The organism is Enterovibrio qingdaonensis (assembly GCF_028683135.1).
GTDB classification, from domain to species: Bacteria; Pseudomonadota; Gammaproteobacteria; order Enterobacterales; family Vibrionaceae; genus Enterovibrio; species Enterovibrio qingdaonensis.
This window is the reverse complement of the sequence record NZ_JAJUBB010000001.1, coordinates 293,176-310,489: the sequence shown is the minus strand read 5'-3', so window position 1 is coordinate 310,489 and position 17,314 is coordinate 293,176. Positions and strand designations below refer to the sequence as shown.

Genomic DNA, 17,314 nt, shown 5'->3' with positions numbered 1-17,314 from the left:
TCTCATTTATACTGCACGGGTGTGTAATATAAATAAATGGAGAGAGTGTAGTGCGATATCAAAGACTGAAACGCACCCTCAGAGGCTTGTTAATGGTCGGAATAACGGCTGGCTTTTTGTCTGGATGTGGTGAAGCGGTGTCGGAAACCGCGGATACAACAACGGTTAAGCCAGTAAAGTTGTTAAGTGTTGCTGATTACATTGTGTCGCCAACAGACATATTTCTTGCTGAGGTGGATGCCACTAAACGGGCGCAGCTTTCATTTCAGGTAGGCGGCGAAGTGGATAATTTGTCTGTGCGCATGGGACAGCGGGTCTCTAAAGGTGATGTGTTAGCAACGCTCGATCAATCCGACCTCAAGCTGTCACTCGACTCAGCTCAAGCAAGCTATGCATTAGCCAAAACCCAATGGGAGCGATCAAAGCGTTTGTTCGCGAAGAAGTTGGTTAGTGCTGATGTATATGACCAGTCTGAAACCCAATTTAAAGCGACCCAAGCCCGTTATGAAACAGCGAGAACGGAATTGAGTTATACCCAGCTTGTTGCCCCTTTTGACGGTGTGGTTGCTTATACCTTTGTAAAACAAAATCAGGTGGTTGGAGCGAAACAACAAATCCTGAATTTGATTGATAACACCCAACTGGATGTGACGTTTTCTATGCCGGTTATCTATGTCGAAAAGCGCGGTATAGAGAATTTGTCTAGCCAAGAAATTTGGGTGACGATGGACAGCGATCCGACTTCAAAAATTCCTGCGTCTTTCAAAGAAATCTCCACTCAACCGAACACAGATACCAACACCTTTGAAGCCATCGTGACATTCGAACGTCCAGCGTTTCGTAATTTGCTGAGCGGCATGACGGGTCAAGTGCATATCACGAAAGGGCAAACTGAAATGTCACTGCGTTTGCCGGAATCTGCATGGGTGAGCAAACAAGGCAATCAAGGTTCCGTCTGGATAATGGATCCAACTAGCCACGCGGTTTCCAAAGTTAACATTACGACAAATGACAAAGGTGAAGTTGTTAACGGCTTGAGCCAGAACGACCTCGTTGTTGTGGCTGGCGTTGAATCGCTTTACGAAGGACAAGTCGTGAAAGCGTGGCTGCGAGAGGAAGGAATCTAATGAATCATAACGTACTCAGCGCAGCGATTGGAGCCATATTGCTGCTTTCAGGTTGTCAGCAAGAAGACGCCACAGTTCAAGAAACGCCGCTTTATGTTTCGACAGTGGCTGTTGATGCACCGGTAAAAAACCAGTTCCGTATTTTCAAAGGCCAAGTGGTCGCGGCAGAGCAAACACCGATTGCGTTTCGTAGCAGCGGTGAAGTGATCGAGGTGTTGGTTAAAGCGGGCGACAAAGTTGAAAAAGGGGATGTGTTAGCGCGTCTTGATGAAAAAGCAGCAACCCAAACCCTTAATGATGCGAAGGCACAACATCAACTTGCAGTGAAGCAGTTAAAGCGTGGCCGTGAGTTGTTTGGCAAAGCGATGATTTCACGTGCAGAGCTGGACGGTTTGATTGCTAATCAAGCCCTCACGAAAGCGCAAAATGAACTCGCAAAAAACCAACTTAAGTACACCCGTTTGGTTGCGCCATTTAGCGGCACTGTCTCCGATGTGTTCAAGGAACGTTTTGAGCGCGTTCAGCCGGGCGAAGCTGTCGTCAATTTGTATCAGGATGACAAGGTGTATGTGCAAATTGAGCTGTCAGACAACGTATTGGCAATGATCACACCGAATGGGCAAGCCGTTCGTTATCAGCCATGGGTAACATTTTCTGGCTTTGATGGTCGACACCAAATGACCTACCTCGAACACAGCAACGAACCGAATATGTCGACAGGAAGCTATGAGCTTTGGTTGTCGATGAATCAAATTTCGCCTGCGATTTTGCCGGGCACAACAGCGACAGTTGCCGTTGACATGGTAGAAGCGGGTATTCAAGCCGTTGATGGCTATCAAGTGCCAATGACGGTGCTCCAAGCAGGCGAACGAAAAGGTCAATTCTACGTTTGGAAACTAGTGGGAGATGAAGTTAGCCGCGTTACTGTAACCGTCGCAGAAGTGAACGGAAACGGTGCAGTTATTGCGACCGGCATTAGCGAAGGTGACGTTTTGGTGAACTCCAACTTACGCAAGCTGCGTGAGGGCAAGCAAGTTCAAGCGACGGGGAAGCATAGCGGATGAATATTGCTGAATACTCAATTAAAAACAAAATAATCAGTTGGCTCGCGATTGTCATTCTGACGATTGGTGGCATTACGTCGTTTCTGGATTTAGGACGTTTGGAAGACCCTGCGTTTACCATCAAAGATGCCATGATCATTGCGACCTATCCTGGCGCGACGCCAAAGGAAGTGGAAGAAGAACTGACGTATCCACTTGAAAAGGAAATTCGTCGTCTTCCGTATATCGATAAGATCACGTCAACATCCTCAAGCGGCATGTCTCAAATCATGGTGAGCATGAAGATGGACTACGGCCCGGATGAGCTACCTCAAATTTGGGATGAGATGCGCCGTAAGATCAATGATCTCCGTCCGTCACTGCCGCAAGGCGTCAACTCACTTTCAATTATCGACGATTTTGGCGACGTGTTCGGCATCATGTTGATGCTGACAGGTGACGGTTATGACTACGTTGAACTGAAACGGTACGCGGATGTGCTGGCTCGCGATCTTGAGCTTGTCGATGGCGTTGGCAAAGTTGCAATTGCAGGTGATCAACGAGAGATGCTGTTTGTCGAGATCTCCCTCGACCGCCTTGCTTCACTTAACTTGGACATGTCGATCGTTTCGGGTCTTCTGAACCAACAAAATAACGTTGTTGCGTCAGGGGAAGTCATGGTCAATGGCGAGAACCTGGTCATTCGACCTAGCGGAACGTTGAATTCTGTTGAAGCACTGGAAAACCTGATCATCCATGGCCGTGATACGGGCAATCTGATCCGCCTGAAAGATGTTGCGACAGTTACTCGTGATATTCAGGAAAAACCGAGCAACGTCATCACCTACAACGGCAAGCCTGCGATTAATTTGGCGGTGTCGTTTGCTTCTGGTGTGAACGTGGTAGAGGTAGGTAACCGCGTTCAAGCTGAATTGAATACATTAGAGCAACTAAAGCCTGCGGGTATCGAACTTAACTACTTTTACAACCAGTCTGCGGAAGTCGATACATCCGTGCAGGATTTTGTCATCAGCTTGGCGCAAGCGGTTGGTATTGTGATTGTTGTGCTGCTCTTTGCGATGGGTATGCGAAGCGGCATCATCATTGGATTGGTTCTGCTACTCACGGTCTTCGGTACCTTCATTTTGATGAAGTACAACGACATTGAATTGCACCGTATTTCGCTCGGCGCGCTGATCATTGCGCTCGGTATGCTGGTAGACAATGCCATTGTGGTCGTTGAAGGTATCCTCGTCGGGTTGAAGAAAGGCCGAACGCGTGTTCAGGCGGCGTCAGATATTGTTAAGCAAACCCAATGGCCGTTGCTTGGCGCGACCGTTATCGCGATTACTGCTTTTGCGCCTATCGGTCTGTCTGAAGATGCCACGGGCGAATTCATGGGGTCGTTGTTTTGGGTGCTGTGTTACTCACTGTTCCTAAGTTGGGTAACTGCACTGACGCTAACCCCCTTCCTTGCTAACTTGCTTCTTAAAGAAGAAGACGTTGTTGAGGGCGAGGATGTAGATCCATACAAAGGCTGGTTGTTTGTTGTCTTTGGTTGGTCGTTGAAACTGGCGATGCGATTCCGTTGGCTGACTGTTGCAGGCATGGTTGCCTTGCTGGTGGCTGCGGTTATGGCCTTTGGCATGGTGAAACAACAGTTCTTCCCGCCATCAAATACGCCAATGTTCTACGTGGATTTGTGGATGCCGGAAGGGACGGATATTCGTGAAACCATCAAGCAAACAGAAAAGGTGGAAGCTTATATCCGAGAGCAGGATGACGTTGAGTTTGTGACTTCGTCGGCTGGCCAAGGTTTGCAGCGTTTTGCATTGACGTACCAACCCGAGCAAAGCTACGAAAGCTATGCGCAACTACAGGTTCGTACGACAGATCGCGAGAACATGTTTGTGGTGTTGCGTTCACTGACCCAGACGCTGCCGCGAGATTTCGATAAGCCGACGTTCCAGTTCAAACTGATTGAGTTTGGCCCTTCTCCGGCCTCAAAAATCGAAGCGCGCATTACGGGGGCAGATCCGCAGGTGTTGCGTGAAATCGCCGTTCAGGTAGAAGACATTTTTCACCAAGATCCAGGCGCGCGAAACATTCGTCACGATTGGCGTGAACGTACAAAAGAGCTTGTGCCTGTGTTCAACGAGTCAAAAGCGCGTCGATTGGGGATTTCGAAACAAGACCTGTCCAACACCCTGCAACTGACGTTTGGCGGCAGTACGATGGGCGTGTTGCGTGATGGTACAGATATGCTGCCAATCGTTGGTCGTTTGCCTGAGCTTGAGCGGGTAGACTTCGAATCTATCCAAAACGCGACGATTTGGAGCCCGTCACTTCAAGCCTATGTACCGATTGACCAAGTGGTCGATGGTGTCGAGCTGACATGGGAAGACCCGATCATCAAACGTCGTGACAGAAAACGTACGCTGACGGTGCTGGCTGACCATGACATTTTGAGTGAAGACACTGCAGACGCCTTGTTCCGCCGTGTTCAGCCTGCGGTGATGGAGCTTGAATTGCCGCAAGGTTACGAAATTACCTGGGGCGGTGAATACGAGACATCGTTGGATGCGCAGCAATCGCTGTTTGGTTCATTGCCAATGGGCTACTTGCTGATGTTCGTGATCACCATATTGCTGTTCAATTCGATCAAGAAACCGCTGGTGATTTGGTTTACCGTGCCGCTGTCCATCATCGGCGTGTCGTTTGGTCTGCTGCTATGGAATATGCCTTTCAGCTTTACTGCCTTTCTCGGTTTGTTGAGTTTAAGCGGTATGATCTTGAAAAACGGCATTGTTCTGATGGACCAAATCAACATTGAAATGGACTCAGGCAAAGAGCCTTATCAAGCGATTGTCGATTCTGCGGTGAGTCGTGTTCGCCCTGTAAGTATGGCGGCGTTAACCACGATTCTAGGTTTGGTACCCTTGATGTTTGATGCATTCTTCGGTTCGATGGCGATCACCATTATGGCGGGTCTGGGCTTTGCAACCGTGTTGACCCTGATTGTTGTGCCAGTGATGTATTCCATCATGTTCAATATCAAGCCGCCAAAAGAACAAGAGGTGGAGTTAGCACCAATCGCGTAAGACGGTGTGACAAAGCGGACATAAAAAAATAAGTAAAGAAGGCGGTATTCCGCCTTCTTTCTTTTCAGGGTGACGAATTAATTAAATGGCTAGTTTTGTTTAACTGCTAATACAAAGCCTACGCCGTAGTATGCGTCAGGCGTATCTTCACTTTCAATTGCTTTTAACGACAACAGCATTCTAGAACCATCACCAGAAACAAACCCGTCAAGTGAAAGCGAAAACGTCCCGTCATCTTCAGTGAGAGATACGTTGCTATTCGCATCGACATTCGCTGTCATGGTAAATGTTTCGCTTTCTTCGGTAGGCGCGATGGACTGGCCAAGTACTGTGTTTTTGACAATGCCGAACGTCTCTCCTTGAAGTGTTGCTTGCGTACCAGCTTCATCAAATGTCATGGTGCCAGGGTGTGAAAACGTCAATACCTCAGTGCCTCCACCTTCGGTAAACCCAAGCTCCATTGGATAAAGTTTGTACGTCGCGCCGCCGACATCGGGTGGGGTGTCGCCAAGCCCAATGCCCATAACAAGGAGTTGAGCATAATCGGTGTAGGTTTCAGCGTCCTCTGGGAATCTTTCTACTAGCGAGCCAACCAGCAAATCGCCAGTCGGAGAGATGAAACCGTGTATGTCATCTTCTTCGACGGTCATCGTTAGTAGCCCATCTGTACTTAGACTGTATGTGCCAGCCATATTGTCTTCCGGTGGCGTTTCTGAAAACGCGAGAGAGGTTGGCGTTCTGAGAATTTCTGCACGTTTTTCAGAGCCGTCAGACGTTGAGAATGATCCGTTTCCGTCGAAGGATAATATGCTCGATTCAGTAACGACTTCCATTTGGGCGTTATTCGAGTTTAGGATCAAATCAAATAATACAAGCCCAACGTTTCCGTTCAATGTGTTGTTAGAGATGTCTATCCCTTTTCTCACCAACAGATCCATTGTGAGGCTAGGTTCATCGCCGTCTTTTTGGTTCGGGTCAAGGGCATCGAATTTGCCATCATTGTCTGTATCGACAGTGCGGAAACGTAGCCCTAACTCCTGATTTACGCCGATCTTCACATCGTCACTGCCACCTGGCTCAAGAATAAACGTTGAAGGCAGAGTGCGAAAACCGAATTCGGGGCCATTACCATCGTCGTAACTTAGGTGTTCATCAAGCCCTAGCCGCTCAATGAGGGTACCGTCAGCGGTAATATTTACCTGAAGCTCCTCAGGATCGTCTGGTGTGTTCTCAATTTCGGTGACTGTAAAAAGGGAGGACTCTATCTCTGAAGCACCTTGGTAAAAATGCAAAATCGCAAAGTTTTCTTCGTAGGCGTCTGAGATTGAGAGCGTGTCACTAGACACTGCTTCTACGTTTAGTTCGCTCGATTCGATGGACGTATAAAATGAGCCATAAGCTCCCGTGTCTTCATCGTGAAGCGACAATTCAAAAATGGCACCGCGCCATTCGCCAGCGAATTGTGAAGCATCTCCCGGTGTGGTTGTTAGTACACCTATTTCTTGTTGAAGCTGGTATCCGGCGACAGCATCAAGTGCTGCTAACGTTTCCGTTAAGTCTGTTCCCGCGGTTAAATCCAATTCGTCGATGATGCCACGTAAGGTGACGATGTGATTATCGGCAAGGTCTGCCAGCACAAGATCAGAATCAACCAAGTTTTGATAGATGTAGTGACTGGCCGGATCGACATTGACTTTTTGGCTCAGTGCGATGGCGTGTAAGTCAGTATTCTGTCCTCTTACTCTAACAATCAAGTTCCCAGCCAAACTAACGCCTGAAGGAAGGCTAATGTTGTATTCCCCGGTTATTGACGTTGGCGCGCTGGCAATCACGTCACCAATTTGTTTCCCGTCATCATCTACCCTAATGAGTTCTACGGTAGCGTTACGTACCGGCTCCAAACCGACGATCGCCGCATAGGCGGGAGGAAATAATTGTTCGAATAACGTTGGCTTGCTGAAATTCACAATGGCTCCACTGGGGGCTGAAACGGTGCCGCTCACAGAGCTTGTGGGAGATGGGGTGGGAGAAGAACTGGTATTGTTATCTGAGCACGCTACTAATCCAAGTAAAAGTGCGGGTATAGCCACTGAATTTTTTAATATTTTTGCATTGATACTACTCATAGCATTCATCCTAATTAGCCACATCGTTATCATTGCTTTAAGCGTTCGAAAAACGAACGAGCTAAAATTTTATGCAAGGGCAGTTAACAATCTCTGTTTCGTTAATGGGAAATCATCGGATGTATTAAATTGGATACAAAATTGGCGTGTCTGAAGGTGAAGGAATGTAAAAACGGAGACTCCCAATAGGCGACGGGAGATAAGCAGAATAACAAGAGAAAGCGGAGCTAGTTGTGCTCCGCTTTTGAGCTGTTGAGGAAGGAGTGTTGAGTCGCTACGCGGCTTTCCACCCACCGCTATGAACCAACTTATCTGTCACTTTGTTAACCGCTTTTTCCGCGCGTTCAACAATATCATCGATGTCAGATTTGTTCACGATAAGCGGCGGGGCGAAACCTAGTATATCGCCATGAGGCATTGCGCGGGCAATCAACCCTTCTTCCAAGCATGCTGCAGCAATTTGAGGACCGACTTTCAAATTAGGATCGAAGTGGGTACGGTTCGCTTTGTCGCTCGAAAATTCAAGTGCGTGCAACAACCCGATGCCACGAGAATTACCAATCAATGGATGGTTAGCGAAAGCTTCTTTCATCTTGAGTTGGAAGTATGCACCTGTGTCTCGAGCATTTTGCGTGAGATTTTCCCGTTCGATAATATCCAGATTACACATCGCGGAAGCGGCACCTAGCGGGTGACCGGAATAGGTATATCCGTGTCCGATCGCACCCCATTGGTCGGTACCGTCTTCCAGTACCTTCCAAACACGTTCGCCGACCATCACACCGGACAAGGGTTGATACGCGGATGTTAGCCCTTTCGCAACCGTGATGAGATCAGGTTTCATGTCGTAATAGATGGAGCCAAAATCTGAGCCTAAGCGGCCAAAGCCACATACCACTTCATCTGCGATAAGTAATATGTCGTATTTATCGAGTACCCTTCGAATAGCGGGCCAATATCCTTCTGGCGGTGGAACAATACCACCCGTTCCTAGCACTGGCTCGGCAATCATAGCTGCCACGGTCTCGGCACCTTCTGCTAGGATCATGTTCTCGAGTTCATGAGCGCAGTAAGCCGAGAACTCCAACTCGCTCATGTCGTTTTCATTACGGCGGTAGTAGTAGGGTGCAACGGTGTGTTTGATCCGCTCAAGCGGTAGGTCGAAATGTGCGTGGAAAAGGGGCAATCCCGTCAGTGAGCCAGAAGCGATACTGGAGCCGTGATAACCGCGATCACGAGAGATGATCTTCTTCTTGTCCGGCAAGCCTCGCGCATTGTTATAGTACCAAACCAGCTTGAGTTGGGTTTCGTTGGCATCACTGCCAGACATGCCATAATAGACCTTGCTCATGCCTTGGCCTGCCATTTTGATAATGCGTTCAGACAGAGGTATGAGTGCTTCGTTAGTGTGACCTACATAGGTGTGGTAGTAAGCAAGCTTTTTGGCTTGCTCGTAAATCGCTTCTGCCATTTCTTCGCGACCATAACCGATATTTACGCAGTACAAACCTGCGAAACCGTCAATCAGTTCGATGCCTTCAGAGTCCTTGATTCTGATACCTTTTGCATCGGTGATGATGCGTCCGGGCAGGTCGCCATCGGCATACTGTTTTAGATGGGTTGAAGCGTGAAAAACATGCTGACGGTCTGTCGCTAACAGTGCTTTGGTATCAATTTTTCTGTTCATGATTCTTTCCTTCTAAATTCCGCCAGCAATGTTCAAACCGCCAAGGCAGTAATATTTAATTTCACTGTATTCATCAAAGCCATGACGGCTGCCTTCACGGCCTAAACCTGACTGTTTCATGCCGCCAAAAGGAATAGGGTGGCCCGTCATTTTCACGCTGTTGATGCTGACCATGCCGAACTCCAACCCGCGCATTAACGCCCATATATGACGAACATCATGCCCATAGACATAGGCTGCGAGGCCATATTCGGTGTCGTTAGCTGCAGTAATGACATCGGGGATTGTGTCGTAGGGAATAATCCCTGCAACAGGGCAGAAATTCTCTTCTCGGTAAACCGCCATATCGGGTGTGATGTTGGTGAGTAGTACTGGATGAAAATAATTTCCGTCAGCGGCAGAGTGCGGTTTGCCAACCACCATTTTTGCGCCTTTGTTTATTGCATCATCGACCATCTTTGTGGCTTTGGAGACGGCTTGTGCATTGATAAGCGGTCCGATATCCGTGTTTGGGTCTAATCCATTACCGACGTGAAGCTTTTGCATCTCGGTTGCAAATGCATCAGTAAATGCGGCGAATTTGTCTTTCGGTACAAAAATGCGGTTTGCGGCAAGACAGTCTTGGCCGGAGGTTTGAAACTTTGCGTCTACTGCGGCTTTTGCTGCCTCGTTGATGTCCATATCAGGAAGGACAATAAACGGTGCGTTACCGCCGAGTTCCATCGAGCACTTTTTCACCGTGTCAGCGCATTGGCGAAGCAGGAGTTTCCCGACTCGTGTTGAGCCAGTGAAGGAGAGTGCTTTCACCTTTTCAGAACAGGCAAGTGTCGCTGATATCATTGGTGCGTCACCCGTGACAACGTTAAATACGCCAGCAGGGATGCCCGCGCGTTCCGCAAGTTCCGCCAGCGCAAGCGCGGAGAAAGGTGTTTCTCCTGCAGGTTTGATGATCACGGTACAGCCAATGGCGAGGGCAGCGGCAGCTTTTCGCGTGATCATGGCACTGGGGAAATTCCACGGTGTAATAAGTGCTGCAACACCAATAGGTTCGCGTATCGTACCCAAGTGGGCATTGGGAATGTGACTTGGAATCGTTTCGCCATAGGCACGACGTGCCTCTTCGGCAAACCACCGAATAAACGATGCGCCATAGTCAATTTCACCACGGGCTTCATTGAGCGTTTTTCCTTGCTCAAGCACCATAAGGCGCGCTAAGTCTTCGCGGTTTTCTTTGATTTTGTCATGCCATAGCATTAAGCCAGCAGCACGATGATCAGCGGACAGTGTTTTCCAGTGTTTGAAAGCAGCTTCTGCCGCATCAATGGCATGATCAACCTGCGACTTTTCAAGCGAGGTAATATAGCCCAATACATCATTGTCAGCTGGGTTAGTGACGGCAATATCAGATTGACCAGCAATCCATTTACCGTTGACATAAGCGAGCTGTTTGAACAAGCGCGAGTCTTTGAGTTGACTGAGAATCGCGTCTTTGTTTTTGTGTAAATTCAGCGCAGCCATAGGACCCCCTAGGCATCAAAGTGAGTACACTTAAACTCTACGTGCGGGATGGAAAATCTGTTTTCTGTTGGTAGGGAATCGGCTTGGTGTTTTTTCTGAATTTGAGGGAATAAGTTTGTCTTTTTTCTGCGACGTTTCTAACGCATTCTATTGCTTCAAGTTTTCATCGATGTCGAAAGGGTCTTTTTGGAACTTCACGGTTTTGGTGACAATGTAAGTGTAATAGCGCTCGATAGCGAGATCAGACATTAACCAGGTGTCGATAAGTCGCTGATATTGATCGATATCCTCCGTGACAACACGAAGGATATAATCCACGCCGCCGCCCGTCGAAAAGCAATCGGCAACTTCTGGGCAATCTCTCATGGTTTGCTCGAAGCGTTGAAAATGATTCACATCGTGTTTGCCCAGCGAAATTTCCACCATCACGGGTGTTTTCTTTTGAAAGACTTGAGGGTTAATACGTGCGCTGTAGCCTTCGATAATGCCTGCGTTTTCTAAGCGTTTTACACGCTCCCAGCATGGACTAATGGAGAGATTAATGGCTTCGGCCAGATGTGATTTGGTAATCCTACCTTGCGTGGCAAGCACCTGAAGTATTTTTAGATCGTACTTATCGAGTCGCATTGCGTATCCCTGTGCTGAATTTTATAAGCGTGGCACAGGGTTAGCGGGTTTCCCAATTTTGTTAGGTGCTTAAGAGAGGCTTTGCGATCACAACAAACGTATCACCAATGTTAATCAATGCGTGGTGACGCACTGCACACACTACGCCATCTGTCGTTGCATAGTATTTCTCTGGAGCCTGCCCGGTTCGCTCCACGGAATGTATGGTGGCGATCAAGTCGCCTTTTACCACTAATTGCCCAAGCTTTATTGCTAGCTCCATAATGCCGCGATGTTCAGATTGCGCATAACATTTGGCACTTGGGATCTCCATGGCTTTGGGTTCATCAGGAGGGTCGATATAGTTTCTCTGCAAAATACCGCTGTAGACGAGAAAGTTATGGATCCCTCTGTCGGCCATCGCCACAGTGTCAGGCGTGGTTGAGCCGCCACCTCCCAGTTCAGTGGTGACAAACACTTTTCCTTGTTTTTCAACAGCAGTATCGTAGAGCGAGGTGGCATCCATTTCTTCCATGTAGAAATAGTATGGCGCACCAAATAGTCTTGCTCCTTCCCAGCAGCGGAGTTCCTGAAGCTTATCGGGCAAACGGTGAGCGGCTGCAAAGGGGAGGATATCAAGCGTTTTTCCCCCAGAATGAATATCCAATGCCGCATCACACATTGGAATCAGAACGCGACTAAAGTAATCGGCGATTCTTTCAGTAATAGAACCTTGTGGGTGGCCGGGGAAAGCACGATTCATGTTTCCACCATCAATGGGTGAAACACGGCTTCCCGCATTGACTGCGGGGTGGTTCATCATAGGAATAATGATAACCCGACCTTTTATTTGTTTCGGCTTAAGTTTGTTGGAGAGCTTTTGCAGCGAAATTATCCCTTCATACTCGTCGCCATGATTACCGCCTGTGAGCAATGCAGTTTGCCCATCTCCGTTTTTCACCATCGTAATTGGGATCATCACTGCTCCCCATGCGGATTGATCGCTTGAGTAAGGCAGCTTGAGAAAACCATGCTGAATGCCATCCGCACTGAAGTCTATCGTGGAACTAATGGCAGAAGGGGGCAGTTTTCTAGGCATGCTGGGTCTCTCTCCTTACGCATTCAATGCTTAACAAATAACTGTCTGGGAAAATCACAGAGCGTTTTAGCTCCACGCCGTGTGATGACTATGCTCTCCGTGGTTTCCATGCCCCAGTCGTCCATCCAGAGTCCGGGCATAAAATGGAAGGTCATGCCTTCTTTGAGGAGCGTTTGATCGGTCGGTCGAAGACTCATGGTTCGCTCTCCCCAGTCTGGTGGGTAGCTAAGACCAATAGGGTAGCCACATCGCGAACCGCCACGATCAAAGCCATATTTGGCCATAGTTCGGTCTAGCGCATCTGCAATATCGCCACAAGTATTGCCGGGTCTTGCTACCGCTAAGCCTGCTTCAAGGCCTTCATTCAATGCGTCGTTCGCACGTTTGAAATGATCGGCTGGCTCACCGAGGTATATCGTTCTTGACAGTGGGCAGTGGTACCGGCGATGCACGCCTGCCATTTCAATAAAGGTACCTTCGCCTTTTTTAAAGGGGCGGTCATCCCATGTTAGGTGTGGTGCTGAGGCGTCAACGCCTGAAGGAAGCAGGGGAACAATGGCTGCATAATCGCCGAAATGATCGCCGTGCCCGATGACAGCGTGTTTGTTTATTTCTGCAACGAGAATGTGTTTAGGAAGCCCTGGTTCAATTAATTCGTAAGCGACACGGTGCATGTTTTCGACGATACGCGCTGCGGCTTGCATGTATTTAAGCTCTTGATGTGATTTTTCAGCACGACACCAGTTAACGAGAGACGTTGTATCTACTAACGAGGCGAGAGGTAGGTTATCGCGTAAAGCTTCAAATGCAGTGGCACTGAAATAGTAGTTGTCTTTTTCTACGCCGATATGGCCTCTGTCCCAGTGAAGTTCGGGCAAGATGTGATTGGCCAAAAACTCCATCGGATGAAGTGGCGGGTTCATTACATAGTGATCGGGATAGGCAGTTATGTTCTCAGGGCGCATGTAAACGGTGCGCCTTGCGCCATTGGCATCTTGTCTGCGACCAAACCAAAGTGGTTCACCCGATAAACCGAGAACAACACATTGAGGCACGTAAAAAGACCAACCATCGTATCCGGTCAGCCAGGCCATATTTGAAGGATCGTGTACGAGTAGGACATCGATCTCTTTTTCGAGCATTGCGGCACGTACCTTTGCGATACGTGAATAGAACTCTTCTAGTGAAAAGTTGAGTGAGACTTCGCTCATAGCTCAAACTCCTTTTGTACCGCCCAATGGACGAACGTTGACGTTCAACAGTCATCGCCAATCACCCGTGAGATCCAAGTTCGGAGCCGATACCTGGGCTCGTTTCAGGGTGTTTGTTTTGCCGTGTTGTGTCGGCTTTACTGCCTTAGCGTGTAAGTGACTCGCTTTCTCCTTTTTACTGTTTTACACGGAACGATTTCCAAAATGGATGCCGTGGCAGTGAAAAATGGTGGAGGCTTTGTTTCACGCTCCCCTAACACTTACATTAGTGATTAATATTTAGTCAATCAATTTGTTAGACGTAATAAATGCGCTACTGGTTCAATTTGCGTGAAAATTCGTCTGGAGACAGCGCAGTTTGCAGTCTGTCTCAAAAACGAAATTTGAGTGATTTAATAATAACGGAGTCGGTTAAACTTGTTGTGATTTGAGCTGCCTACAATGCCTAATGCCATCGGGTAGGGCTTTATTACATTTTCTCCAAATCTTCTTCAATTTGTCTACTTCGGGAGTACAAAGCCAGTGCTGAACTGATGACACCCTATACGAACGTTTTGCGAACATCCTAGGCATGATCATGCCTGTTATTGCGCTTGCGCTCGAGTCGGTGAAATCGCATAGCCTGCCTGTTTCTTTCCCTTGTCACTGAATTCAGAGTACTTCTTGCGAGCTTGCCGTGGAGCATATACCCAAGCATCTTCAGGTTATTTGAGTATAACTAAGCCCAAAAGGAACATAATTTGAATAATAAGAGAGAAATTGCCCTTACATCGAAGGATGTCACCCGTCCAAGTGGGCCTTGGACGCCAACCATTCATCAGTTTCTGCATCATCTTCATAGAAACGGTTTTACTCAATGTCCATTGCCGTTAAGCATTGAAGCCAACACTGAAACAGTAACCTTGGTAGACGGTGAAACCTATGACTACCCATTGAAAGGCGCAATCGCGTCTGAAGAGGCATTAATCAGTGCAGCCAAACTGCTCAGAAAGTTTCATGATACGTCGGCCATGTTTATTGCAAGTATGCCGAGCGATTGTCTTCATTGGCAGCAACCGCTTCGAGATCCTGTTGAGGTAATTTGTCATAGCGATTTTGCGCCATATAACGTGGCACTCAATGGAGACAAGGTGGTTGGCGTGTTTGATTTTGATACCGCACATCCTGGACCTCGCATGTGGGATTTGGCCTATGCGGTTTATTGTTGGGCTCCGTTTAAAACTCACAGGCACGATGCAATGGGAAGCCTCGTGGAGCAAAGCACTCGTGCACGTTTATTTTGTGTGCACTATGGAGCAGTGGAAAGAGATAAATTGCAGTTGGTTGATTGCATGATCTCTCGTTTACAGTCACTAGTGAGCTTTATGTATGCAGAGGCGGATAGCGGTAACACAAAGTTTCAACAAGACATAGAGCAGGGGCATCAGAACGCTTACCTGAAAGATATTGATTACTTGCTTAGGAACAAGGCACAGATTACGCGACAACTTTGTATTTAGGGCTGGCGGGTTTGCTCAAATAAAGAGCAAACCCGCTTTTTATAGGAGTTAGGCAGTAACCATAGCGAATTTGAGGGTGTTTTTGCGACTTGGTTTGGTAAAAAAGAAGGAAACAGAATCATTTTGTAACCATTTGAAATGGTTGTGTTCGCTTGTTAGCCATAAATTCGTTGTTGGCGGAAATGCCGAGATATATAATCCGCGAAATTATAATACCCATTTTAACTTTTTCGGTACGATATGTTGAAACTGCCTTCTTTAAGGTCCTGTTACGATACGTATGTTCGCGACATTTCTATTGTCTTTTTGCTACTACTGCCACTAACAATTTGTAACGCGATATCACTCTTTTCCGGGCATTTTTTAAACTTTGCGGAACAAGGCGAGCTGGCAAAGCGCTTTTTTTATTTTTCTGATTTGCTGATTGGTGTCTATCCAATCGCCCTTTGCATTATTACGACGTATTACCTTTCTTCGAAGCACAATGTGAGTCCGTTGATTGTTATTCCCTATGCGTTGGTGATGTTTACGGGAATATCTATCGCAAATGATCTGGTCGCACCGCACAATGGCTTGCCGAATAATCCGTTGATAGGGTTGCTCGCGGCGGGTGTTGCATCGGCATGGTGTGTGACGTTCAAAGTCTACCCGCTAGATCCATCACGAATAGATTTCGTCAGTGCACTGTACAAGCAGTCACTGCACTTTTTTGGCTTCTTGTTGCTGACGGTGTTCTTTAACCAACTGACGGGAACCATCATTCTAGAGTCTGATCTATTCAGGCAAGATCTTGCATTAAATCCCCTTACCATAAGTGGCGGTTTAGTCTACCAGTTCATCCTTGGGTTACTGGGTTCGATAGGTATCAATGGCCATAACTTTTTGTTTCGCGCCAAGCAGCAATTGTTTGAAGATACCAAGAACAACCTTGAAGCTTGGGAAATGGGAGAGGAACCACTAAACATACTTGGCCAAGGTTTCTATGATGCATTTCTAGCGATAGGCGGCTCTGGGAGTACGCTTAGTCTTTTGTTGTGCATTTTGTTTTTTTCAAAGGACAAACGACACCTGACGTTGGCATTGTCAGCTCTGCCTTTGGTGATGTTTAACATCAATGAACTTTTGCTTTTTGGTTTGCCAATTATTTTTAACCCAACACTGATTGTTCCATTTGTATTGGTACCGATGATTAGCTTTGTTGTGGTTTACAGTTCGATGTCATTGGGCCTCGTTAACCCAGTCAGTGCTATTGTCGATTGGATGACCCCACCGCTTATAAGTGGCTACTTGGCGACACAAAACAGTATTGGCGGTGTTGTTCTTCAAGTGGTCGTGATTGCGATTGGGGTATTGGTGTACCGACCGTTTTATTTGCATTACGCAGGCAAGAGCACTGTTGATGCAAAAATCATGATCCGTCGTCATTCCATTGAGAAAAGCTCGCTTAAATCGTTTCTTGGTGACGTTAGCCAATCGATGGGTGGGCATGTGAACCATCACGAAATCAGCCAGCGTGTGGGCAAAATGATGACTCGAGGCTCTTTCACTATGTATTACCAACCTCAGGTAAACTTGAAAGATCCAAACGACATTGCTTACGAGTCACTGGTGAGGTATCGAACCGAAGATGGACACATTTTACCGCCACTGTTTATTAAAGACTTCCACCAGTTGGGGGCAATTAAACATCTAGATGAAATGGTCATCGATTTGGTGCTAAGAGATCTTAAGAAGCTTCCGTTGAACCAAGGTTGTCGAGTTGGTATCAATATCTCTGCGGAATCTGTGTCAGACCCAGACATTGTTGATTATATTTCTGAGCGTCTTTACTTCTATGGCGTTCCACCATCGCTTTTGGAGTTGGAAATCACGGAAGAAGCGATATTGGAAGACCACGTTCAGATTCGACAGAACATCGAAATTCTCCAAGGGCTTGGCGTTAAAGTTGCCATTGACGATTTTGGCGCAGGGTATGCGTCGTTCCCGCATCTGCTTAAGTTCAATTTTGATAAAGTGAAGCTTGATCGCTCGTTGTTGTTAAACGCAACGGAAGAGAGAGGCCAAAATTTGTATCAATTGTTGGCGAAAATCAGTGAGGTAACCGGATGTGCGTTGGTCGCTGAAGGTATCGAAACGGAGCAGGACATGGAGTTTGTAGAAAGCTGTGGCATCAACATATGTCAGGGTTTTTACTTCGCAAAACCCATGGCACTGGATGACGCGATAGACTGGGCAGCATCAGCATCAGCATCAGCATCAGCATCAAAGCAAACACTGAACGTATAAAAAAACCGCGG

11 protein-coding genes are annotated in these 17,314 nt (G+C 47.4%); 5 read left to right on the top strand and 6 right to left on the bottom strand.

The window, feature by feature from the left end; all coding sequences use genetic code 11:
• The first annotated feature begins 50 nt into the window (after positions 1-50).
• Genes LRP49_RS01465 through LRP49_RS01455 form a run of 3 tightly spaced genes read left to right on the top strand, consistent with a single transcriptional unit; the run spans position 51 to position 5,271 of the window.
• On the top strand, positions 51-1,127 hold the full coding sequence (locus LRP49_RS01465; protein ID WP_420791512.1) for an efflux RND transporter periplasmic adaptor subunit: 1,077 nt from the start codon (positions 51-53) through the stop codon (positions 1,125-1,127).
• Positions 1,127-2,191: an efflux RND transporter periplasmic adaptor subunit gene (locus LRP49_RS01460; protein WP_274139680.1), complete on the top strand. Its 1,065-nt coding sequence runs from the start codon at positions 1,127-1,129 to the stop codon at positions 2,189-2,191. Before LRP49_RS01465 ends, LRP49_RS01460 begins: the two co-directional genes overlap by 1 nt.
• On the top strand, positions 2,188-5,271 hold the full coding sequence (locus LRP49_RS01455) for an efflux RND transporter permease subunit (protein WP_274139679.1): 3,084 nt from the start codon (positions 2,188-2,190) through the stop codon (positions 5,269-5,271). The genes LRP49_RS01460 and LRP49_RS01455 overlap by 4 nt, the downstream gene beginning before the upstream one ends.
• A gap of 89 nt (positions 5,272-5,360) precedes the next feature.
• On the opposite strand, the gene LRP49_RS01450 is transcribed toward LRP49_RS01455, so the two are convergent.
• The 6 genes from LRP49_RS01450 to LRP49_RS01425 form a co-directional block, all read right to left on the bottom strand.
• A complete protein-coding gene (locus tag LRP49_RS01450) occupies positions 5,361-7,397 on the bottom strand; it encodes a hypothetical protein (RefSeq protein ID WP_274139678.1) in 2,037 nt (678 codons plus the stop codon).
• Between the two features lie 274 nt (positions 7,398-7,671).
• On the bottom strand, positions 7,672-9,084 hold the full coding sequence (locus LRP49_RS01445; RefSeq protein WP_274139677.1) for an aspartate aminotransferase family protein: 1,413 nt from the start codon (positions 9,082-9,084) through the stop codon (positions 7,672-7,674).
• Between the two features lie 12 nt (positions 9,085-9,096).
• On the bottom strand, positions 9,097-10,602 hold the full coding sequence (locus LRP49_RS01440; RefSeq protein WP_274139675.1) for an NAD-dependent succinate-semialdehyde dehydrogenase: 1,506 nt from the start codon (positions 10,600-10,602) through the stop codon (positions 9,097-9,099).
• Positions 10,603-10,749: 147 nt separating this feature from the next.
• The gene (locus LRP49_RS01435; RefSeq protein ID WP_274139674.1) at positions 10,750-11,229 is read right to left on the bottom strand and encodes an Lrp/AsnC family transcriptional regulator; all 480 of its coding nucleotides are present in this window, start codon (positions 11,227-11,229) and stop codon (positions 10,750-10,752) included.
• A gap of 61 nt (positions 11,230-11,290) precedes the next feature.
• A complete protein-coding gene (doeB, locus tag LRP49_RS01430) occupies positions 11,291-12,307 on the bottom strand; it encodes a N(2)-acetyl-L-2,4-diaminobutanoate deacetylase DoeB (protein ID WP_274139673.1) in 1,017 nt (338 codons plus the stop codon).
• Positions 12,308-12,330: 23 nt separating this feature from the next.
• Positions 12,331-13,518: a M24 family metallopeptidase gene (locus tag LRP49_RS01425; RefSeq protein WP_274139671.1), complete on the bottom strand. Its 1,188-nt coding sequence runs from the start codon at positions 13,516-13,518 to the stop codon at positions 12,331-12,333.
• Positions 13,519-14,258: 740 nt separating this feature from the next.
• Here LRP49_RS01425 and LRP49_RS01420 point away from each other — a divergent pair.
• Together LRP49_RS01420 and LRP49_RS01415 are read left to right on the top strand one after the other, a co-directional pair.
• On the top strand, positions 14,259-15,017 hold the full coding sequence (locus LRP49_RS01420; RefSeq protein WP_274139670.1) for a phosphotransferase enzyme family protein: 759 nt from the start codon (positions 14,259-14,261) through the stop codon (positions 15,015-15,017).
• A 486-nt stretch (positions 15,018-15,503) separates the two neighbouring features.
• On the top strand, positions 15,504-17,303 hold the full coding sequence (locus LRP49_RS01415) for an EAL domain-containing protein (RefSeq protein WP_476397335.1): 1,800 nt from the start codon (positions 15,504-15,506) through the stop codon (positions 17,301-17,303).
• The last annotated feature ends 11 nt before the right edge of the window (positions 17,304-17,314 follow it).

Excerpts from the sequence above, each read along its gene's own strand:
- LRP49_RS01440 (WP_274139675.1), bottom strand. The coding sequence starts at position 10,602 with ATGGCTGCGCTGAATTTACACAAAAACAAAGACGCGATTCTCAGTCAA.
- LRP49_RS01450 (WP_274139678.1), bottom strand. The coding sequence starts at position 7,397 with ATGAGTAGTATCAATGCAAAAATATTAAAAAATTCAGTGGCTATACCC.
- LRP49_RS01445 (WP_274139677.1), bottom strand. The coding sequence starts at position 9,084 with ATGAACAGAAAAATTGATACCAAAGCACTGTTAGCGACAGACCGTCAG.
- LRP49_RS01455 (WP_274139679.1), top strand. The coding sequence starts at position 2,188 with ATGAATATTGCTGAATACTCAATTAAAAACAAAATAATCAGTTGGCTC.
- doeB (WP_274139673.1), bottom strand. The coding sequence starts at position 12,307 with ATGCCTAGAAAACTGCCCCCTTCTGCCATTAGTTCCACGATAGACTTC.
- LRP49_RS01425 (WP_274139671.1), bottom strand. The coding sequence starts at position 13,518 with ATGAGCGAAGTCTCACTCAACTTTTCACTAGAAGAGTTCTATTCACGT.
- LRP49_RS01435 (WP_274139674.1), bottom strand. The coding sequence starts at position 11,229 with ATGCGACTCGATAAGTACGATCTAAAAATACTTCAGGTGCTTGCCACG.
- LRP49_RS01460 (WP_274139680.1), top strand. The coding sequence starts at position 1,127 with ATGAATCATAACGTACTCAGCGCAGCGATTGGAGCCATATTGCTGCTT.